Source organism: Azospirillum mesophilum, from assembly GCF_053470405.2.
The window spans coordinates 111491-131636 of the sequence record NZ_JBPXMQ020000010.1 but is presented as its reverse complement, the minus strand read 5'-3'; the positions used below and the strand labels follow the sequence as shown (position 1 = coordinate 131636).

General features: G+C 68.7%; 15 protein-coding genes. 4 read left to right on the top strand and 11 right to left on the bottom strand.

Features of this window, described 5'->3' with window-relative positions; genetic code table 11:
- Window positions 1-8: 8 nt before the first annotated feature.
- Both ACSVC7_RS12470 and ACSVC7_RS12465 read right to left on the bottom strand, forming a co-directional pair.
- Window positions 9-1589, bottom strand: a complete 1581-nt coding sequence (locus ACSVC7_RS12470) for a patatin-like phospholipase family protein (protein ID WP_448205857.1) — start codon at window positions 1587-1589, stop codon at window positions 9-11.
- 30 nt (window positions 1590-1619) lie between these two features.
- Window positions 1620-2825: a hypothetical protein gene (locus ACSVC7_RS12465; protein WP_448205856.1), complete on the bottom strand. Its 1206-nt coding sequence runs from the start codon at window positions 2823-2825 to the stop codon at window positions 1620-1622.
- 1037 nt (window positions 2826-3862) lie between these two features.
- Here ACSVC7_RS12465 and ACSVC7_RS12460 point away from each other — a divergent pair.
- Both ACSVC7_RS12460 and ACSVC7_RS12455 read left to right on the top strand, forming a co-directional pair.
- Complete coding sequence (locus tag ACSVC7_RS12460; protein ID WP_448205855.1) at window positions 3863-4219, top strand: hypothetical protein; 357 nt, start codon at window positions 3863-3865, stop codon at window positions 4217-4219.
- A gap of 54 nt (window positions 4220-4273) precedes the next feature.
- Entirely contained in the window at window positions 4274-4786 is a 513-nt protein-coding gene (locus ACSVC7_RS12455; protein ID WP_448205854.1) for a tetratricopeptide repeat protein, read from the top strand.
- A gap of 46 nt (window positions 4787-4832) precedes the next feature.
- Here ACSVC7_RS12455 and ACSVC7_RS12450 read toward each other — a convergent pair whose 3' ends face one another.
- Window positions 4833-5453 (bottom strand): response regulator transcription factor, encoded by a 621-nt coding sequence (locus tag ACSVC7_RS12450; RefSeq protein WP_448205853.1) that lies wholly within the window; start codon window positions 5451-5453, stop codon window positions 4833-4835.
- Window positions 5454-5457: 4 nt separating this feature from the next.
- Window positions 5458-6891, bottom strand: a complete 1434-nt coding sequence (locus ACSVC7_RS12445) for a histidine kinase (RefSeq protein WP_448205852.1) — start codon at window positions 6889-6891, stop codon at window positions 5458-5460.
- A 308-nt stretch (window positions 6892-7199) separates the two neighbouring features.
- Between ACSVC7_RS12445 and ACSVC7_RS12440 the strand changes: the two genes are divergently transcribed.
- Together ACSVC7_RS12440 and ACSVC7_RS12435 are read left to right on the top strand one after the other, a co-directional pair.
- The gene (locus tag ACSVC7_RS12440) at window positions 7200-9518 is read left to right on the top strand and encodes a TonB-dependent receptor (protein ID WP_448205851.1); all 2319 of its coding nucleotides are present in this window, start codon (window positions 7200-7202) and stop codon (window positions 9516-9518) included.
- A 48-nt stretch (window positions 9519-9566) separates the two neighbouring features.
- Window positions 9567-10319: an energy transducer TonB gene (locus ACSVC7_RS12435; RefSeq protein WP_448205850.1), complete on the top strand. Its 753-nt coding sequence runs from the start codon at window positions 9567-9569 to the stop codon at window positions 10317-10319.
- 115 nt (window positions 10320-10434) lie between these two features.
- Here ACSVC7_RS12435 and ACSVC7_RS12430 read toward each other — a convergent pair whose 3' ends face one another.
- The 7 genes from ACSVC7_RS12430 to ACSVC7_RS12400 all read right to left on the bottom strand — a co-directional run bounded on the left by ACSVC7_RS12430 (window position 10435) and on the right by ACSVC7_RS12400 (window position 20134).
- Window positions 10435-11292 carry a ParB/RepB/Spo0J family partition protein gene (locus tag ACSVC7_RS12430; RefSeq protein WP_448205849.1) on the bottom strand — a complete coding sequence of 286 codons (858 nt, stop codon included), beginning with the start codon at window positions 11290-11292 and terminating at the stop codon, window positions 10435-10437.
- Window positions 11282-12346, bottom strand: a complete 1065-nt coding sequence (locus tag ACSVC7_RS12425) for an AAA family ATPase (protein WP_448205848.1) — start codon at window positions 12344-12346, stop codon at window positions 11282-11284. The genes ACSVC7_RS12430 and ACSVC7_RS12425 overlap by 11 nt, the downstream gene beginning before the upstream one ends.
- A 6-nt stretch (window positions 12347-12352) precedes the next feature.
- Window positions 12353-13249, bottom strand: coding sequence for a ParB/RepB/Spo0J family partition protein (locus tag ACSVC7_RS12420; protein WP_448205847.1), 897 nt, complete (start codon window positions 13247-13249; stop codon window positions 12353-12355).
- 179 nt (window positions 13250-13428) lie between these two features.
- Window positions 13429-14787, bottom strand: a complete 1359-nt coding sequence (locus tag ACSVC7_RS12415; protein ID WP_448205846.1) for a replication initiation protein — start codon at window positions 14785-14787, stop codon at window positions 13429-13431.
- A gap of 724 nt (window positions 14788-15511) precedes the next feature.
- Window positions 15512-17602, bottom strand: coding sequence for a beta strand repeat-containing protein (locus ACSVC7_RS12410; protein ID WP_448205845.1), 2091 nt, complete (start codon window positions 17600-17602; stop codon window positions 15512-15514).
- Window positions 17603-18221: 619 nt separating this feature from the next.
- Window positions 18222-19559: a TRAP transporter large permease gene (locus ACSVC7_RS12405; protein ID WP_448205844.1), complete on the bottom strand. Its 1338-nt coding sequence runs from the start codon at window positions 19557-19559 to the stop codon at window positions 18222-18224.
- Window positions 19559-20134: a TRAP transporter small permease gene (locus ACSVC7_RS12400; protein ID WP_448205843.1), complete on the bottom strand. Its 576-nt coding sequence runs from the start codon at window positions 20132-20134 to the stop codon at window positions 19559-19561. Before ACSVC7_RS12400 ends, ACSVC7_RS12405 begins: the two co-directional genes overlap by 1 nt.
- Window positions 20135-20146: the final 12 nt, after the last annotated feature.

The following is a 20146-nucleotide window of genomic DNA, read 5'->3' as shown; positions in this document are numbered from 1 at the left end:
TTCGCCGCTCAGCTCGCCTTGGCGCGCTTCTGCGCCTCGGCCCAGGCCCCAAGGCGGTCGCAGGCGCCCTGCGCCAGCGCCTGCCCCGGCCACGGCCCGCTTCCCGAAGCCGCCGGGCCTTCCGGCCCCCGGCCGTTGAGCTGCCGGACGAGATCCTGATACTGGGCCGAGGCGCGCAGCATGGCCGACCCCATGTCCAGAAGGCTGTCCACCACCGGATCCTCCAGGTGCCAGTTCGTTCCGATGCTCTGGAAGTCGCGGCGGCAGCGGTCGTCGCGGATCAGGTCGAAATCCACCGTGACGACGGTGACCTTCACCGGCTTTTCCCGACCCGCGAGGCTGGCGGCCACCTGCGGGAGCAGGTCGAGCTGGGCCTGAAGCCCCCCGGTCCGCCCGTCGATCGCCGCGTCGATGGACGTGGTCAGCATCGAGACCACCCCCGGCGTCGCGGTGTGGGAGTCGCGGTCGCTGTAGGATTGCGAGCGGCTGTTGACGACGATGAAGACCAGTTCCCGGATCGGGCCGTTGTTGATGCGGCCGCCGAAGCCGTCCACGCCCGCGGCGCTCACCATCCGCAACGGCTCGCCCAGCCCGAGATTGTCGGCGATGCCGCCGTCCAGCAGGTGCACGTAGCGCTTGCCGCTCGCCGGGGCGATCATCTCCTTCCGGCGCAGCGCCGGGCCGCGGCGCGCCAGTTCCAGCCCGCTCATCCCGACGAACAGCGCGTCGGACGCCTGCCGGCGCACGCCGTCGCCGGCGTCGGGGAACGAATGGAGGTCGTCGCCCACGTCCTCCACGACGTGGGAGATCCGGTCGGTCCATTCCGCGCCGCCGCGGGCCTTGCAGCCCGAGGGGTCCGTGTTGTAGTTGCGCAGCATGATCGGGGTCATGCCGACCGGGAATGCGGCCGAGGCGGCGACCGCGTCGGCCAGCCGGAACTGCGACAGGTCGGAGCAGAGCAGGTCGAACTGGCTCTGGGTGAAGGGGAAGGACAGGCCGCTGCTCATGTCTGCGGCGTTCAGCACCAGATAGGGCCGGCGGTCGCGGTCCCCGGCGGCGAGCAGGTCGGCGTAGCGGGCGCCGTGCAGGACCTCGCGGTCCAGCATGTCCACCAGCAGGTCGGTGCGCTGCCCATCCAGCAGGATGTAGCCGGCCTCGTTCACCGGGTTCAGCACGCCCAGGACGATCTCGCCCATGCCGTTGTGGCGCAGGAAGCCGCGCTCGAACGCGTCGAATCCCGTCGGGCCGTGCAGCGCGAAGTTGGCCGCCGTGACGCTGCCGCCCGACACGGAGGAGACGAGATCCACCTCGTCCGTCAGCCGGCGCGGGCGCCCGGCCCTGTCGGTGAATTCCGTCGCCGCCAGTTCCCGCAGCACCCCCTGCGCCAGCGCCGCGGCGCGCGTTCCGCCGCCGGAGAAGGTCAGGATGATGTGGCGGTCGGGAAGCGCCTCGCCGTCGCGCGACCAGGGCCGGTAGTCCTGCGCCGGCCGGAAATTCTGGTCGGTGATGGGGACGTTGCGTTCCTTGCTGGCGCACCCCGCCAGCAGGAGGCCGGCCGCGAGGGCGGCGCCCCAGGCTGCATGCTTCATATTCTTCCCCCCTTCCGTCGTGGTTCGGCGTCACGAGGCCGGCGACGGGTACCGGCAGCGCAGCGCGTTGGGTCCGAACACGGTGCCCACCAGCAGCGCCTCGCGCCCGCCGCGCCCGTCCCGGTAGGGTGCGGCGACGCTGATGGCCGGGGCCGCGCCGGTGTCGTCGCGGTGGATTTCGGTGACCTTGGGATCGGCGGTCGAGGCACCGGCGACGCGCAGGATCTGCCCCGGCGCGCTCCAGCCCGGGAAAAAGGCGTGGAGAAGGAAGCCGGTCGCGCTCGGATGGCCGGCCACCAGCAGCTCGTCCCCCGCAGCGATCTCGATGTTGTCGAGCCTCGTGCCCGTGGCCACGGGGGGCAGCGGCTCCAGCCGGTCGGGGGTCGCGGGATCGACGCGGTAACGGCGCAGCAGCCCGTCCGCCGACGAGCTGACGAAGAGGATGCCGCTGCGGGAATCCAGCGCGATCCCATTCGCCAGCGGGACGCGTTCGGTGAGCGGGGTGAATTGCCCCCCGTCGTAACGGGCGACGAAGCCGCGAAGCCCGAAGAGGGCCTCCGCCAACTGGCCGGCGGTTGACGGGCTGCCGGCCAGGTTGGTGACGTAGAAGCTGCGCGGCCCGGTCGCCACGAGGTCGTTCGGGCTGGGCATGCGCTCGGCGTCGATGATGGAATCGCCGTCGCGCGACAGCGTGCCATCCTCGGCGATCCGGAACACCTCGACCGCGCTGGCGCCCGCCGGCTGGCCGGTGCGGGCGAGTTCGGCGGGCAGCGGCCGGTGGTTGATGACGAACAGGCGGCGCTCCGCGCCGGTGCCGTGGACGCTGATGCCGTGCGGTTCGAAATCGGCCGTGGAGAAGGGCGCGGGCGTCACGTCCACCAGTTCCGGCGGCTCTTTGGCCAGATCGACGCGGTACAGATGGCCGATGCGCCGGTCTCCGGCCGCAGGCTCCCGCCGGTGGCTCTTGGCCCAGCGGTCCGTCGAGGACACGTAGGCCATGGCAGCGCGTCCGTCCGCCGCGGGCAGCACCGCCACGTCCTCCGCACCAGGGGAGCCGCCTGGGGAGCCGCCGCCGCCGGCCACCGGCAGGGGCGCGCAGGTCAGGCCGGCGTCCTCCCGGACCGCGCTGCCGGACGGCGGCATCAGGACGCAGCCCGCAACCCCGGCGGCGGCCAGCAGGACCGGAACGCTCCGCGCCGGACCGGTTGTCCCCCCGCCCTTTCCGAAACCCGCCATCGCCGTTCCTCCGCCAAGGGTTTTACGCCCAAGGGTTTTACGCCGAAACGAGTCGCCAAATCCGGCATCCCGCCACGCGTCACACCAGCATGACGAGCATTGCCGAGAAGAAAATCCCGGTCAAAAGGATTCTTGGGCCTAGGCCGAAGGTGCGTGCCTGCGGTTCTCCCAACGCCCCGAAAAGGTCACAGCGGTGCTTTCCGGAAAAGGACTTGCAGCCCTTCCCGACGATGGCCATATGCCCGTTCAGTCGTCAACAACCGAAAGGAGGTGATCCCGTGTCTCATTGTCTTTCTCTGCTGCCGTCGGACGCCGTGACCGGGTTCTCCTTCGTTGCGAAGGGTTCCCTCGTCTGATACGGCCGGAAAATGATCACTTCCATCATTTTCCGACCGTGAAACCCGGCAGATCAATGCTTTAGCATTGATCGAGAGGGGCATACCGACGGCATCTTCAGGTGCCGTCGGTATGACAAGGACGCACCGTGGTCCGATGGATTGCGGATTGACAATGGAAGGGCTGCCGGAAACGGCGGCCCTTCTTTGTTTTTCGGCCTGCCGGGGCGGCACCCTTTCGATCTCGAAAGCAACCGTTGCGCGGCATGCGCCATGGTAGAGCAACCCCTGACCGTGCCCCTCCGTGCGTGGGCGATCGGAACGGAAGAATCCCCAGCCGACACCGTCAGGCCGCCTCCGTCCACCGCGCCGACGCCCCCGCATACACGATTATGATGTGCGGGTGAGCCTCACCACCACGTTTGATACTTTCGAACGACCGGACTGCAATCCCGTTGACAGCGGGAAGCGCGTCGGTCAAACACGATATCAATGCACAACCGCCAGCACGCCGCTGAAGGCGAGTACATTGCGGCTCGTATTCTGGTGGTCCGGATCAGCAGTTCCTGACCGCGACTGAAAAGCCTGTGAAATTTTTTCGGAATACTGGCGGCATAGCTGAACGCATCGCCGTCATCGGCGGAGGAGCCCAAGATGCTTGGCAATTTTTCTCAGCACGCGGCGGATTATCTCCTTTTTCTAATGGTCATCACCACGTCCTTGTTTGCCCTGCCGATCTTCGTGGCACCCCTGACGTGGGCGCGGTTGATGATGTGGCGTGTTCCGGACGACCGTGACCTTGCCGTGTACTTCGGCCGGTGCCTCGGCGCTTTCATCCTGATCGTCGAGCTTCTGATGCTGCGGGCGGTGACGACGGGGACTGGTCTCAGCTACGTGTTCGACGTCCTGTTCTGCGTCTACGGCTTCATGCTGATCATCCACATCCACGGCGCGATCCGTCGCATCCAGCCCATCACCGAAACGCTGGAGATCGGGCTTTGGGCGGTTCTGCTGCTGCTGAACACCTGGTTCTACCCGGCTCCCTCGCTGACGCTTTAGCCGCTGGCCGACGGCGTCGACGCGGTGCTGAACGGATAAGCGAAAGGGAGCGCCATGAAGCGGATTTTGCCCGTCCTCGCCACGCTCGCCGTCTGGCCGGGGGTGATCAATGCCCAGACCAGCCCTGACGTCCAAACCACCGAACGTGCCACCAGCGATCTCAGCTACGAATCCTACATCGAGTCCGACAAGAGGTTTAAGTGCCTCTACGGGTACGCGGCCTCCAAGACCGGGGACCATGTGGCGGCGGCGCGGATCTTCGAGGACTGCATCCGGCGCTGGAACGACGTCTATTCGATGATCTGGCTGGCGGATCTGTATGAATCCGGCTTAGGCGTGCCGAAGGATTCGCAGTACGCCACAGACCTGATGCGTCGCGGCGCCGAACTGCACGATGAGGCGGGCTATTCCACCCTCGCCCGCTTCCATTACGGGGTCGCCTTGTACGAGGGGCATGGGGTGGACAAGGACAGCGCGGCCGGGCTGCGCTGGCTGCGCCAGGCCGCTTCGGAAAATCTGAAGGAAGCGCAGGAGTATCTGGACAGGATCGGCGCGCCTTCGCGCTGACGACGGACGGGTGGTCCGGACGGCAACGGAACGGAGCTTGCCGGCATCACAGATCGAAGCGCTGCTCGACGGCAAAGCGGATCAGCTCGCGCGTGTTCTTCAGGGCGAGCTTGTCCTTCATCTGGGTGCAGGTGTTCGCCACGGTCTTGTAGCTGATCCCCAGGCGCTCGGCGATGTCACCCAGAACCAGCCCCTGCCCCAGCAGGCGCAGCACGTCCAGTTCGCGCGGAGTCAGCGCGGGGCGACGGCCCGGCCCATGGTTCATCACCGCCAATTCCCGCGCCATGGAATGGCTGAGATAGACCTCGCCGGCCAGCACCGCCTCGATCGCCACGATCAGCTCTTCGGGCGCGTCGTTCTTGGTCAGGTAGCCTTTCGCCCCGGCCTGAAGCGCCCGCGCCACGAGGATCGGGTCGTCGTGCATGCTGAAGATCAGCACCCGGCAGCCGGGATCCCGCTCCAGGAGCCCGCGCAGGACCTCCAGCCCGCCCATCCCCGGCAGGCCGAGATCGAGGACGACCACGTCCGGGCGCCGCTCGCCGTATCGGGCGAACGCCTCCTCGGCCGTGGTGGCGTCGAGCACATCGTAGTCGCCGCCCCTGGACAGCAGGCGCCGGCAGCCGGCGATGACGATCCGGTGATCGTCGACGATGAGAACCGATCTCATGGCGTCACCGCTCCCCACAGGCGGTCTCGAACCGCATCGCGCTGGACTGTATGCCGGTGATGGGGGCGCCGGTGGGAATGACGGCGCGGACCACCGTGCCGCCGCCTTCGGACGGGCGGACGGTCAGGCTGCCCGCCAGGGCGTGCACACGCTCCGTCATCCCCGGGATTCCGAAGCCGCCGAGTGCGGAAGGCCCGGCGCTTCCCTGCCCGCCATGCTCGCTACGCCCGTCATCGCGCACCGACACCACGACGCATTCCCCGCCGGCCTCGGCCCGGCGCTCCGCCGACACGGCGATTTCCTGCGGACCGGCATGCCGGACGGCGTTCATGATGGCCTCCTGGATCACGCGGTAGACCGTCAGGCGGACCGGATCGCTGAGGTCGTCCAGCGGGCCGTGCAGGTCCAGACGCCACGCGATGTCGGGCTTCTGGCGCCGCCAGCGGTCGACCTCGTCGCGCAGGACGTCGCTCAGCGGAAGATGGTCCAGCACCGCCGGCCTCAGGCGTCCGAGCACGCGCCGGCTCAGCTGGTGGATGCTTTCGATGGCGGTCATCATCGCCTCGCCGCGTTCGTCGATCTGGTCCGGCGGCACCGCCTCCGGGCTGCGCGCCAGCTTGAGCAGCTCGCGCGCGTCGATCTTCAGGGCGAACAGGGACGGCCCCAGCTCGTCGTGGATGTCGCGGGCCAGCTCGCGCCGTTCCCGGTCCTCCACTTCCACGAGCTGGACGGCGAGGCGCCGGTTGTCGGACTGGGTGCGGGCCAGGCTGTCGCCCAGCGCGCGGATGCCGGCGGCGATCGGCGCCAGCTCCGGCACGGCGACCTGGGCGAGCTTGACGCCGAAGTCGCCGCGCTCCATGCGGGCCAGTTCGCGTTCGAACAGGCGCAACGGCCGCAACGCCTGCCCCACCGCCAAGGCCAGGAGAATCAGAAGCCCGGCCGACAGCACGGCGGCGCAGGCACCGAGATCGCGCACCGTCTCCCACACCTCCGCCGCCTCGTCCCAGGGTTCGGCCACCACGGCATAAGCCGCCGCCTCCCCGTTGGACGGCGGCAGGTCGATGCGGCGCGTCTGCGGCTGGGCGCCGATCAGGGCGGCGAACCAGCCCGGCACGTCGTCGCGCGCGCCGGAGGCGCCCGTCTCGCCGATCACCGCGCCGGAGCGGTCGAGCAGCCGGATCTGGACATGGCGCAGCTTGCGGGCGGGGACCAGAAGGGCGGACAGGGCGGCGACGTGCTCCGCCGGCGGGCGGTTGCGCAGGTCCGACGCGGCGGCGAGCCCGGAGGGGCCGACCAGCAGGCCGGCAAGGTCGAGGACTGATTCCATCTCGGCGTGAACGCGCTCGCGCGCATCGGCGATGATGACGCCGCTGCCGGCCCCGGCGAACAGCAGCAGGAACAGCGCGAACAGGGCGATCAACCGCCGCTTCAGGGACATGGTGTCAGCGTCATGCAAGCCTCCCGCGGCCGGCATGATAAAGCGCGGACGGTCGCCGGGCCATGATGCTTTGGAACCGCTTCCAAGTGATTTTCTCGAACAACCGCAACGAATTGCCGATTTTTCCCGGTTCAGGGCCGGGAATTCCTGGACGGTGCACGGGCAATGTTTCGTGCGCCCAATGGGCAACTGGCCGCTGGGGCGGGGCGCCGATCAAATACGGAAAATTTGGCCATGGGGGAAACATGCGACGCCGTGCGTTGGGAGCCTGGGTGATCGGCTCCTGCTCTATGGGGATTGGGATTGCCTTGGCGGCGGAGCCGGTGTCGCCAGCACCGGTGATATTGGCGCCCGTAAACGTCACCACCACGCCGCTGGTCGGGCCGGGGATCGAGGCGGACGCCGTGCCGGCCAACGTGACCAGCCTGACCAAGGACGACCTGTCGGAGCGCGGCGTGCCCGACCTGACCGGCACGCTGGAACGCCGGGTGCCGAGCGTGAACCTGAACGAGGCGCAGAACAACCCGTTCCAGCCGGACCTGCAATTCCGCGGCTTCACCGCCTCTCCCCTGGTCGGCAACGCGCAGGGGCTGGCGGCCTACCAGAACGGCGTGCGCGTCAACGAGCTGTTCGGCGACACCGTCAACCTCGACCTGATCCCCGACATCGCCATCGCCGACATGGACGTGGTGTCCAACACCCCGGCCTTCGGGCTGAACGCGCTGGGCGGCGCGCTGAACATCCGGATGAAGGACGGCTTCACCAGCCAGGGCGGGCAGATCGTCCTGCAAGGCGGTTCCTTCGGCCGGCGCCAGGGCGCCTTCGAGTATGGGCGGCAGGTCGGCAACGTCGCCGGCTACATCGCCGGGCAGGCGCTGCACGAGGACGGCTGGCGCGAGCATTCGCCCTCCACCCTGCGTCAGGTCTACGGCGACATCGGGGTGCGCGGCAGCCACGGGCAGCTCAACCTCAACCTGACCGCCGCCGACAACGACCTGACCGGCAACGGCCCGGCGCCGGTCCAGCTGGTGGCGGCGGCGCGCTCGCACGTCTTCACCCATCCGGACGAGACGCGCAACCGGCTGGTCATGCCGACGGTCCGCGCCGACTATCAGGTCAGCGACACGCTGTCCCTCCAGGGCACCGCCTACCTGCGCCATTACGAGCGCAAGACCCTGAACGGCGACACGGTGGACGCCGAAGGCTGCACGCTGACCGACCGCAACCGCGACGGCATCGACGACCGCACCGGGGAGCCGACGGCAAGGCGCCGCGGGCGGCTCTGCCTGAACGACACCGGCCCGATCCTCTACGACAGCCAAGGTCGCCCGATCGCCGATTTCCTGAACGACGCGCGCGGCGGCGTGCTGAACCGGACGAACACCACCACCACGTCGGGCGGCGGCACGCTCCAGGGCACGTTCCAGCAGCCGGTGTTCGGTCATCAGAACTTCCTGGTCGCCGGGGCCAGCCTGGACTACGGCGTGACACGCTTTAACGCCAGTTCGGAACTCGGCACCCTGACGGCGGACCGCACGGTGGCTCCGGTTGGCCTCCTCATCGCGCAGCCGGACGGGGAGATCGCCCCGGTGTCCCTGCGCGCCACCAACACCTATGCCGGCGCCTACCTGTCGGACACCGTCAACGTCACGGACGCCCTGGCCTTGACCGCCGGCGGCCGGCTGAACGTCGCGCGTGTTTCCACCGAGGACCAGCTGGGCAGCGCCCTGAACGGCACGAACACCTACACCCGCTTCAACCCGGCGGCGGGCGCCACCTACAGCTTCGCCAAGGGGCTGAGCGGCTATCTCGGCTATTCGGAGAGCAACCGCGTGCCGACGGCCGCCGAGCTGTCCTGCGCCGACCCGAGCCGGCCCTGCACGCTGACCAACTTCTTCCTGTCCGACCCGCCGCTGAAACAGGTGGTCGGCCGGACGTGGGAGACCGGGGTGCGCGGAAGCGGCGCGCCGGCCCTGGAGGGCGTCACCTTCACCTGGAACGCCGGGCTGTTCCGCACGGACCTCAGCAACGACATCCTGAACGTGGCCTCGGGCGTGCGCGGGCGCGGCTATTTCCTGAACGCCGGCGACACCCGCCGCCAGGGGATCGAGGCGGGGACGAAGCTGGCCGGCAAGGGCTGGGCGTTCTACGCCCAGTACGCCTACGTCGAGGCGACCTACGAGAGCGAGCTGCTGCTCAACAGCCCGGACAACCCGAACCGCGACCGGACGACCGGCACCGTGCGCGCCCATCCCGGCGACTCGCTGCCCGGCGTGCCCGCCCACCGCATCAAGCTCGGCGGCAGCTACAACGTGACGGACGCCTGGGTCGTGGGCAGCGCGCTGACCGCCTATTCCGGCCAGACCTACACCGGCGACCCGTCGGGTTCGGCGGGAAAGGTCAAGGGCTACGCCACGCTGGACGTCAACACCAGCTATCAGGTCACCGGCAACGTGCAGCTCTTCGGGCTGGTGAAGAACGTCACCAACGCCCAGTACGCAACCTTCGGCACCTTCGGCGGCGTCCGCGAAATCCCCATCGCGGAGGCGCCGGGCGCCACCGACCCGCGCTTCATCAGCGCCGCCCCGCCGCGCGCCGTCTACGGTGGCGTCCGGGTGACCTTCTAAGCCGTGGGCGCGGCGGCGAACTTGACCGCGGGCCGGAGCGGGCCTCGGGTGGAGGACCGTGTGGTCGGGGCGGCGACCGCCTCGATGCTCCTCCACGCCGCCGTGACCGCATGGCTTCTGATCCCCACGGCCGAGCCGGCGGCCGTCCCCGACACCATCGCCGTCGATCTCGTCCTGGAGGAGCCGGCGACGGCATCGGAACCGGCCACCGGGCATGCCTCAGAGGAGCCCACGCCCCCAGCCGCAACACCGGCCCCTCCGGCACCGGAACTCCCGCCGCCGGAGGAGCCGGCCACGGAAGCACCGGCCCTGGTCGCCATGCCGGCACCAGTGCCGGCGCCAATGCCGACGTCAATGCCGACGCCGTCGCGCAAGCCGCGGGTGCCCGCGGCGGTCGTTCCTCCGAAACCTGCGGCAACGGGCGCGCCCTCCCCCGCAACGCCGGGCACCGCGCCGGCAGCGGTCCCGCCCGTTTCGTCCGCCGCCCCGCCCGATCACGCCCCACCTGACCACGCCGCAACCGATTATGCCGCCACCATCAATGGGCGGCTCGAACGATCCAAGATCTACCCGCGGCTCGCCCGTGTGCGGCGTGAAGAGGGGGCGGCGCAGGTCCGTTTCACGGTTGCTCCCGACGGCACGGTAACGGCCTGCGCCGTGACCGCCAGTTCCGGCCACGAACTGCTCGACGAGGAAGCCTGCGCCCTGGTGTATCGGGCCTCACCCCTGCCCCCGCCTCCCGGTGCGGCGCCGAACACCCGATTGGACATGTCCGCGCCGATCCGGTTTTCGATGTCCTAGCAGGACGGCATGACGTTGTGGCAGCAAGGCTGGGGGTCGCACGGGATTTCGCCTCGGTTGCCACCATTCTTAGCAATAAAACCATTGGTTGCTTTCGAGATCGAAAGCCCCTGCCCTACTCGCCCAGCATCCCATCGATCCGGTTCCGCAGTTCGCGCAGCCGTTCACGGTGTTCGGCGCGCAGCGCATCGCCAACGGCGCTGATCGCGGCCAGATCCTTGTCGATCCGGTTGATGGCTTTTCCCAGCACGCGCAGAGGTTCCGGCGCCGACGGCTCCTTCCGCGCGCGCGCCTCGCGGACGGACTGGACGGTCAGGCCGCCCGTGCGGGCCGACTGCCAGAGGCGCCGCACCTCGGCCTCCTCCCCGACGAAGGCCAGCTCGACCAGGGCGGAGCGCGAGACCGCGTCCGGATTCTCCCGGTATTCCGCCAGGATGTCGGACGGCAGATCCAGCACCTTCAGACGCTTGGAGACCTCGGCCTCGGAACAGCCCACGGCCACCGCGACCTCGGCCTGGGTATAGCCGTGCGCGTCGATCAGCTGGGTCAGCCCGCGCGCCAGGTCCACCGCGTCCAAATCGACGCGCTGGACATTCTCGATCAGCGCGATTTCCTCGGGCTTGCCCTTGGTGATGATGGCGGCGATGGTCGGCCGGCCGAGCATCTGGTGCGCGCGCAGGCGCCTTTCGCCGGCCACCAGCCGGTAACGGCCCTTCTGCGCCGTCTCCTGCACCAGGATCGGCTGCTGGAGGCCGTGGCGCTCGATCGAGTCGGCCAGCGACCGCAGGGCGCCTTCGTCGAAGACGGTGCGCGGCTGGTCGGGGTTGGTTTCGATGGCGGCCACGTCCGCCTCGACAAGGCGGGGCAGGGCGCCGCTCAGGCCGAACAGGCGGTCGGTCTCGGGGGCGGGGGCGGCGGCCTTGGCCTGGATCACCGTAGCGGCCGTCTGCCGGGTCAGCTTCTTAGGCGGCATCGGCGGTCTCCCGGATCCGGCCCGCGGCCTTCAGCAGGGCGGCGGCGATGGCCGCGTAGCTCTCCACTCCCGGCGCGCCGATGTCGGCGTCGAGCGTGATGACGTTGGCCCCGGCGGCCTGGGCGTAGATCGTCGCGCGCGGCACCGGCGGGAAGACGCGGTGCTCATCCCCCCACAGCCGGGCGATGTCCTCCAGCGAGGAGCGGTCCTGGGTCTGGCGCGGGTTGTACATGGTCGGCAGGATGCCCAGCAGGCTGAGGCGCGGATTCAGGCGCCGCTGGATTTTCGCCACCGTGTCGAGGAAGGCGCTCACGCCCAGGATCGCGTGCGGTTCCGCCTGGCAGGGAACCAGGACATGGTCGGCCGCCGTCAGCGCGTTGATGGTGACCGCACCCAGGTTCGGCGCGCAGTCGATCACCACGAAGTCGTAGTCGGACTTCACGGCGTCCAGCATCTCGGCCATGGCGGTCTGGGCGTTGGTCAGGTTGCCCGGAAGCTCCGTGTCGGCGCTGGCCAGCGCGATGCTGGACGGGACGATGTCCAACCCCTCCACCGCGGTGCGCTGCACCACGTCGGCGAGCGCCGCCTTGCCCATCAGCGCGTGGTAGAGAACGCGGCCGGCCTCGGTCAGCGCGACGACGTCGGCCTGCGGCACGCCGACATGCACCGTGGCGTTGCCCTGGGGGTCGGCGTCGACCAGCAGCACGCGGCTGCCGGTCCGGGCCAGCATGTAGGCGACGTTGATGGAGGTGGCGGTCTTCGCGGTCCCGCCCTTCTGCAGGCCGACGGCGACGGTGGTGCCGGACCGGGGCGCCGTGGTGGGCGGCTGTTCCAGCGACAGCAGCAACAGCCGGCCGAGCACGTCGCGGGGCAGGGCCTCCTTGCCCGTTTCCCACTTGCTGAGCCGCTGCTTGTCGTACTTCCGCCCCGTCAGTTCGTTGACGGCCGCGGCCATCTGAGTCTGCGTAAGCCCGCGCCGCTCGCGCAGGGCCTTCAATTCGTCGCCGGTCACCGCTTCCTCCTGGACCACCTCGGTCGTGAAGGAAGCTAACAAGTCGTCTCAACCACCGCAACGGCTGTCTACCACTTCCGGGAGCCGCTCTTCCGAGGCGGAAAGGGGCGGCCCGTCGGCCCCCGCCAGCAAGCCGTCGATGCGTCGGCGCAACGCCAGCAGCGTCTCGCGGTCGGCGGGAGAGAGCGGGGCGGGTCTGGGATCGGCGGTGACGGCGGTGTCCAGCCGCTCGAACTGGCGCACGCAGCGGCGCGCCGCGCCCAGCACGCGCGGCAGGGTGACGGGTGCGGAGGCCGCAGCAGCAAGGCGGCGACGGCGCGCCTCGCGCACGGTCAGCGCGCCGGCCTTGGCGGTCTCCCACAGCGCCGCCTGGGCCGCCGGATCCCGCGTGCGCGCCACCTCCACCAGCACCGAGCGCGTCACCGCCCGGCGCACCGCCGGATACTCCGCCTTGATGCTGTCGGGCAGGGCGTTCAGGCTGAGGATGTCGCCGACCACGGTGCGGCTGCGCCCGATCAGCCGGGCCAGATCGTCGCGCCCATAGCCCTCCTCCTTCGCCAGCCGCTGCAGGGCCTCCGCCAGTTCCAGCGCGTCCAGCCCCTCGCGCTGCATGTTCTCCGCCAGCGACAGTTCACCGGCCCGGCCCGCGTCGGCCGGATCCACCAGAACCGCCGCGATCGCGCGCCGGCCGAGGAAGCGATGCGCCTCCAGGCGCCGCATCCCGGCCAGCAGCCCATAGCGCCCGCCGCCCAGCGCCCGCACCAGGATCGGCTGCAACAGTCCGTGCCGCTCGATGGACAGGGCGAGCGCGTCGAGCGTGGCGGGGTCGAGCCGTTGGCGCGGGTGGTCGGGCAGCGCGTCGATGCGCCCCACGTCGAGCGCCAGGACGGTGCCGGGCAGGGCGGATCCGGTGTCGGACAGGGGTTGGGGCATGGTGTGGGGCATGGGCGCGCGTCTCCTCGGGCGCGGTCCTGTTCGGGCCGCGCCGGTGGCTGGTCGATTGAAGAGAGAAGGGGAGGGGAGGGGGAGCGTGAAGTAAGGATGGGCGGACTCCGCCCCTGAACGGCCCGACGATGCCCGGCTATAGGAATAAAGTCAAGAGGCTTGCCCCGGCCCTTTTATCCTTACTTACCGTCGCTCTGCTTGGCGCGGCGGGCGGGGCCTTCGAAGGTCACGTCGGCGATCAGCCCGGCGGTCAGCGACGCCAGGGCCGACTTGACGGTCGGCCAATGGTTCATGCCCGCCGCGTCCGCCGTGGCCGCGGTCCGCGCCCGCAGGACCAGCCGGCGCACGCCCGGTGCCGCGTCCTCCACCCGCAAGGGCTCCAGCTCGTTCAGCAGGGGGGCCGGGACGCGTCCCTTCAACGCGTGCAGGGCGGCGGCCCACAGGGCGTTCACGTCGTCGGCGTCGGGCAGCGGCCCCGGATCCGGATCCGCCACCTCGGGCAGCGTCGCGAGCGCTTCGACCGTGCCCGTGCGGCGGGCGCGGCGGCCGGCGCTGTGCCGTTCGCGCTCCAGGAAGGTCTCGACGACCTCCTCCTCGTCCTTGGGCGCGAACTCCAGCGTCACCTTCTCGATCTTGCGGCCGCGCCGTTTCATCTTGTCGTCGGGCATGCTGACGCGGAAGGGGGCGAGCTGGTTGACCTCCGCAATGGCCCGATCGATGGTGCGGGTGCGCAGGATGCCGAAATCCTTGTAGGCCCCGTCGGGCACGTTCAGCAGCTTGCGCAGCGTGTCGATGTCCAGCTCCAGCGACGGGTAGTCCATCTGGTAGCGCTGCATCCCGATCTCGTACAGCTTCAGGGCATAGGTGCTGGTCACCTTGACCATCGCCGGGCCGGACAGCTTGGCCCAGAGCTGAGAGGTCCGCTGGATTTCCAGGAAGGCGTCGGTGAACTGGAAATGGATGTCGGCGGCGTCGCTGTCCTCTTCCTCCTCCGGCCGGACATAGCTGCTGAGGATGCGCAGTTCCGCCCGCGACCGGCGCCCGCGGAAGGGGCCGATCACCACGAGGCTGGAATCGAAGATTTCCTTCAGCGCGTCGAAGATGCGCTCGTTGCCCTTGTGATTGCCGCGCACCACGCGCTTGGGCAGCCGGTAGAGCTTGTTGGCGAAGTTCTGGCTGCCGGCCAGATGGATCATGAAGTTCAGCATCTTCTGCGCCGGCAGCGACAGCCGGGCGCCGTTGGCCGGGTAGCTGTAGACCGCTTCCGCCGCCTTGATCAGGTGCTTGTAGCCGTCGCGCTCGAAGGTGGCGCTCGCCACCCGCGCGGTGGAGCCGAGCGCAAGCGCCGTCTCGTCAGATCCGATGGCGGACCGCAGGGTGGCGGGCAAGGTGGAGGGTGAGCCGTCCTCGATGACGACCTCGCCGTCAAGCGCGCCATTGAGCGCACCCGGGGGCACGGTCAGCATGCCGCCGCCGACGGAGTCCGCCTGCGCGCTCTCCGTCTCCTGCTGCCCCTTCTTGCGCCGCGCTCCCGGCATGGACCATCCTCCCGCTCATCACGGGACGTTAGTCCAATCCTTACGCCCTGAACAAGTAAGGAAAGGGTTTTCGCGCCAAGGTCACGGCATCCTTACCTCCGGGGGGCGCACCCTTACGCCCTGGGGCGTGGGCGAAAAGCCCCCGTCCGGTAAGCGTCACGCCCCCAACTGGTAAGGATAAGGGCGGGCGACTCGTTGGAATCCCTTGCTTTTCAGGGACATGAATCTCTTTTGAATCGGAACAGAGTCAGATTTGGGTTTGTAGGTTGAGGACTCTGGCCGCTCGTATCGGACATCGATGGGGGCAGGGGAGGGCCGTTTTGGGTGCCTGAGCCGCGACTCGGGACAGTCGATCCTTACCTCCTGGGGGTACGGCACCGTTCGGATGCCCACCTTGCGGCCGAGTGGTGCCTCCGTTCCTTACCTCCTGGGGGCGTTTCAGTCGAAACACCGCCCCCAAGCGGTAAGGATGGCGACTCGGAACCGGCGTTGGTCCGCCCAACTGGCGGGGCAGAGGACTCGCGCCGCGACTCGCCCCCGAGACGTAAGGATCGCCGCCGCCGGCCTGTCCCCCAAGCGGTAAGGATAAGGCGGAACAGGGGCATTCCTTCCCAGGCGGCCTCTCCCAGGCGGCCTCCCCCAAGCGGTAAGGATGAGACAGCAGGCCGACGCGTTCGCCCCCCTCATGCCGACGGCGCCTTCCGGCACCGCCGGCATGGCCCTGTCAGAAGAAGGTGAAGAAGGCGTTCGTCACCTGATTGGCCGTGACGCCTTGCAGGATCACGCTTCCCGAATTGGAGAAGGTGACGACAGCGTTTCCGGCCCCGTTCTGGCTGACCGTGAAGGTCGTCCCGCCAAGCAGGCCGATGCGGTCTCCCGCGCCGAAGTTGAAGTCGGTGATGGTGTCGGACCCGCTGTTCCCGAGGAAGAGGTAGGTGTCCGCGCCGGCGTTCCCCGTCAGCGTGTCGTTGCCCTGCTCGCCGAGCAGGAAGTCGTTTCCCGCCCCGCCGCTCAGCGAATCGGCTCCGGCTCCTCCGAACAGGGTGTCGTTGCCGAGTCCGCCGAGAAGGGTGTCGTTCCCGGCATCGCCGGCCAGACGGTCGTTGCCGGCTCCGCCGGCGATGCTGTCGTTGTCGTTGCCGCCGGTCAGGCTGTCGTTGCCCGAACCGCCGATCAACGTGTCGTTGCCGGCCCCGCCGCTGGCCCGGACCTGCACGCCCGCGGAGCCGCCGTTCAGGCTGTCGGCCCCGTCGCCGCCGTTGAACAGCACCGCGGTCACCCCCGTGCCGCTCAGGTTGTTGACCGTGAACTGGTCGTTGCCGCCCTGGCCGTTCACCTGCAGCGTCTCGACGTCGTTGAGGGTGAGCTGGAAGTTGCCGAGGTTGGTGCGCTTGAAGACGGCGGCGCCGCCGCTCGCGCCGACGGTGAAGGTGTCGCCGGCTGCGGCGCCGTTGACGACCTGTGCGTCGTTGCCGACGCCACCATTCACCTGATCGGACCCGTCGCCGTTGTTCCAGACGAAGATGTCGTTGCCGTCGTCGCCGTTCAGCGTGTCCGCCCCGGTTCCACCAACCAGGGTGTCATTGCCTGTGCCGCCGTTCAGCGTGTCGTTGCCGACGCCGCCCAGGAGCGTGTCGTTCCCGGCATCGCCGGACAGCGTGTCGTTTCCAGCCCCGCCGGTGATGCTGTCGTTGTCGTTGCCCCCCGCGAGGCTGTCGTTGCCCGAACCGCCCTTCAATGTGTCATTGCCGTTGCCGCCGTTGGCCTGGAGTTGAACGCCGGCATTCCCTCCGTTCAGGCTGTCAGCCCCGTCGCCGCCGTTGAACTGCACCGACGTCAGGGTCGTGCCGCTCAGGTTGTCGATGGTGAGCTGGTCGTTGCCGCCCTGACCGTTCACCCGCAACGTCTCGACGTCGTTGAGGGTGAGCTGGAAGTTGCCGAGGTTGGTGCGCTTGAAGATCGCGGCGTTGCCGCTCGCGCCGACGGTGAAGGTGTCGCCGGCGGCCGCGCCATTGACGACCTGGGTGTCGTCGCCACCGCCGCCATTCACCTGATCGGACCCGTCGCCGTTGTTCCAGACGAAGGTGTCGTTGCCGTCACCGCCGCTTAACGTGTCCGCGCCGGTTCCGCCGACCAGCGAATCATTGCCGGCCCCGCCGTCCAGCACGTCGTTGCCGGCGTTGCCGAGCAGAGTGTCGTCTCCGGCGTCGCCGTTCAGCGTGTCGGCACCGGACCCGCCGGTGAGGCTGTCGTTGCCGTTGCCGCCGCTGGCCTTGAGGCTCACGCCGGTCGCGGCGCCGTTCAGCGTGTCGGCCCCTTCACCGCCGTTGAACTGCACGGAGGACAGAGCCGTGCCGCTCAGGCTGTTGACCGTGAACTGGTCGTTGCCGCCCAGGCCGTTCACCCGCAACGTCTCGACGCTGTTGAGGGTCAGTTGGAAGGGGACGAGGTTGGTGCGGTTGAAAACGGCGGTTTTGCCGCTGGCGCCCACGGTGAAGGTGTCGCCGGCGGCCGCGCCATTGACGATCTGGGTGTCGCCGCCGTTGCCGCCGTTCACCTGGTCGGAGCCGTCACCGTTGTTCCACACGAAGGTGTCGTTGCCGTTGTTGCCGTTGACCGTGTCGGCCCCGGTCCCGCCGATGAGCGTGTCGTTGCCGTTGCCGCCGTTCAGCGTATCGGCACCGGACCCGCCGCTGATCAGGTCGTTTCCTTGAAGCCCCGACAGCCGGTCGTTGCCGCCCAACCCGGATATCTGGTCGGCCCCGTTTGTGCCGTTGCGAACGTCGGGTCCCGGCGTGCCGATAATAACAGCCATCGTTTCCTCCTCATGTGACGGATGTGCTTTCCGGTGAATTGAAGGGGATGCAACCTGTCAGCCATCGTCCAGCGAAGGCCTGGCGGTTTGGCCGCGCAGAAAATCTCTGCCCGGCCGCAAAGCACCCGTTGCCATGCCCTAACACTTCACGATCCAAAGATAAATTGTCTTCAAAAACAGTCGCTAGCGTTATTACGAAAAGACGTCGATTTCGAAAGGTAAAAACCCCACTCAAAATCGAGTGGTTTTGCTTTCTCGCCGGAATAGCAACAGCCCACAACGTTGAAATATGTGGATTTCCTTGTTTTTATCCACACCTTTGAAAAGGAACAAAAGCAAGGTTTTGCCTATTTTGTTATAATAGACCAGAGCATTTTATGACGACGGAATGGCAGACACGCGCGTCGTCATTCATGGTTCGCCCATGGCTTGCCCATGGTTCGTCATGTTGGCGTGAACCGCGCTGGGTTTCCCGGAGGACCCACTGTCTGAGAGACTGGGTACGAGTGCGCGCAATTCGGATGGTGTTCGAGTGCGCCTCGCACTCAGCTTGCGCTGACGGCGTCAGGCGAATGCCTCCGGCTTCGCTGAGAGCCGGAGGAGGGCGAGGGGACTTCGCTCAGGTGCCGTAGATCCAGTCGGGCAGGGCGGTTGCGATGCCGGGGAACAGGCACAGCAGCAGCACGCACAGGATTATCAGCCCGACGAAGGGCATCACGCCCCAGATCACGTCGCGCAGCGGGATGTCCGGTGCGATGTTCTTGATGACGAAAAGGTTCAGCCCGACCGGCGGGTGGATCAGCCCCATCTCCATCACCACCATCATGATGACGCCGAACCAGATCAGGTCGAACCCGGCGGCGCGCAGCGGCGGCAGGATGATCGGGGCGGTCATCAGGATGATCGACACCGGCGGCAGGAAGAAGCCCAGCACCACGACCATCACCAGCACGGCGGCCAGCAGCACCCACTTGGACAGGTGCAGCGACACGATCCACTCCGCCGCGCCCTGGCTGATGTGCAGGTAGCTCATGACGTAGGAGTACAGAAGCGACATGCCGATGATCATCATCAGCATGGTCGATTCCCGCAGCGTCGCCGTCAGCATGGGGCCGAGCTGGTCGAGCCGCCACGCCCCGTACACCACGCCGACCAGCAGCAGGGCCAGCACGCCGCCCAGGCCCGCCGTCTCCGACGGGGTGGCGAAGCCGCCGTAGAGCGCCACCATGACGCCGGTCAGCAGCACGACGAAGGGCAGCACGCGGGGCAGCAGCGCCAGCTTCTCCCGCCGGGTGAAATGCTCCTCCTTCAGCAGCGGGGAGTCCAGCCGGCCCTCGGCCAGGGCGTTCCGCTTCTCGCGGGCGAAGCGGTTGACGGCGTAGGCGGCGAACAGCACCACCATCAGCAGGCCCGGCCCGATGCCGGCCAGGAACAGGCGCCCCAGCGACTGCTCCGCCGCCACGGCGTAGAGGATCATGGTGATGGAGGGCGGCAGCAGGATGCCCAGCGTGCCGCCGGCCGCGATGATGCCCGCCGCGAAGCCGCCGGAATAGCCGCGCTGGCGCATCTCCGGGATGTCGGCGCTGCCGATGGCGGAGCAGGTGGCCGGGCTCGACCCCGCCATGGCGGCGAACAGGCCGCAGGCGAAGACGTTGGCGACGCCCAGCCCGCCCGGCACCTTATGCAGCCAAGCGTGCAGCGCCGAATAGAGGTCGGCGCCGGCCCGCGACTTGCCGATGGCGGCACCCTTCAGGATGAACAGCGGGATGGTCAGCAGCGTGATGCTCGCCATCTCCTCGTAGACGTTCTGGGCGATGGTGTCGAGCGAGGCGGCCGGCATGAAGAACAGCATGAAGACCGTCGCCACGGTGCCCAGCGCGAAGGCGATGGGAACGCCGGCGAACAGCACACCGAAGGTCGCCGCACCATAGAGCAGGCCGATTTCCAGCGTGCCCATCACGCCCCCTCCCGGCCGGACAATTCCCGGCCAGACAGCAGGCGGTCGAGGACTTGCAGGAAGAGCTGCGCGGCCAGCAGAGTCATCCCCGCCGCCATGACCGAGTAGGGGATCCACAGCGGCGGTGCCCAGCTGGAGCTGGTGACCATGCCGTCGTCCCACGCCTCCTCGAACAGCACCCAGGCCTTCCAGGCGAAGAAGGCGCAGAAGGCGAAGGAGACGACGTCGGCGAGGAAGCGGCGGACCCGCTCCACGCCGGCCGGCAGGATCTCGGCCACGGCGTCGATGGCGACGTGGCCGCGCCGCTGCTGGACCCAGCCCGCCGACAGGAAGGTGGCGCCGACCAGCAGGAACACCGACAGCTCGTCCTGCCAGTCCGCCGGGTGATGGAAGACGTAGCGAACGAACGCCTCGTGCGTCAGCACCGCCCCCGCCGTCACGACGGCGACGGCGGAACAGACCATGACGACCCGGTTGATGAAGTCCAGCGCCGCGCCGACAAGGCGCAGCGCCGGAGCCCGCACCACCGGGGCCGCGGCCGTTCCCAGGATCAGGTCGCGCTCCGCCCCCGACATCAGATCTGCTCC

What these genes read in the sequence shown, in the direction of transcription:
- ACSVC7_RS12470 (WP_448205857.1), bottom strand. Translation starts at nt 1,589, where the DNA reads ATGAAGCATGCAGCCTGGGGCGCCGCCCTCGCGGCCGGCCTCCTGCTG.
- ACSVC7_RS12465 (WP_448205856.1), bottom strand. Translation starts at nt 2,825, where the DNA reads ATGGCGGGTTTCGGAAAGGGCGGGGGGACAACCGGTCCGGCGCGGAGC.
- ACSVC7_RS12460 (WP_448205855.1), top strand. Translation starts at nt 3,863, where the DNA reads ATGGTCATCACCACGTCCTTGTTTGCCCTGCCGATCTTCGTGGCACCC.
- ACSVC7_RS12455 (WP_448205854.1), top strand. Translation starts at nt 4,274, where the DNA reads ATGAAGCGGATTTTGCCCGTCCTCGCCACGCTCGCCGTCTGGCCGGGG.
- ACSVC7_RS12450 (WP_448205853.1), bottom strand. Translation starts at nt 5,453, where the DNA reads ATGAGATCGGTTCTCATCGTCGACGATCACCGGATCGTCATCGCCGGC.
- ACSVC7_RS12445 (WP_448205852.1), bottom strand. Translation starts at nt 6,891, where the DNA reads ATGTCCCTGAAGCGGCGGTTGATCGCCCTGTTCGCGCTGTTCCTGCTG.
- ACSVC7_RS12430 (WP_448205849.1), bottom strand. Translation starts at nt 11,292, where the DNA reads ATGCCGCCTAAGAAGCTGACCCGGCAGACGGCCGCTACGGTGATCCAG.
- ACSVC7_RS12420 (WP_448205847.1), bottom strand. Translation starts at nt 13,249, where the DNA reads ATGCCCCACACCATGCCCCAACCCCTGTCCGACACCGGATCCGCCCTG.
- ACSVC7_RS12415 (WP_448205846.1), bottom strand. Translation starts at nt 14,787, where the DNA reads ATGCCGGGAGCGCGGCGCAAGAAGGGGCAGCAGGAGACGGAGAGCGCG.
- ACSVC7_RS12410 (WP_448205845.1), bottom strand. Translation starts at nt 17,602, where the DNA reads ATGGCTGTTATTATCGGCACGCCGGGACCCGACGTTCGCAACGGCACA.
- ACSVC7_RS12405 (WP_448205844.1), bottom strand. Translation starts at nt 19,559, where the DNA reads ATGGGCACGCTGGAAATCGGCCTGCTCTATGGTGCGGCGACCTTCGGT.
- ACSVC7_RS12400 (WP_448205843.1), bottom strand. Translation starts at nt 20,134, where the DNA reads ATGTCGGGGGCGGAGCGCGACCTGATCCTGGGAACGGCCGCGGCCCCG.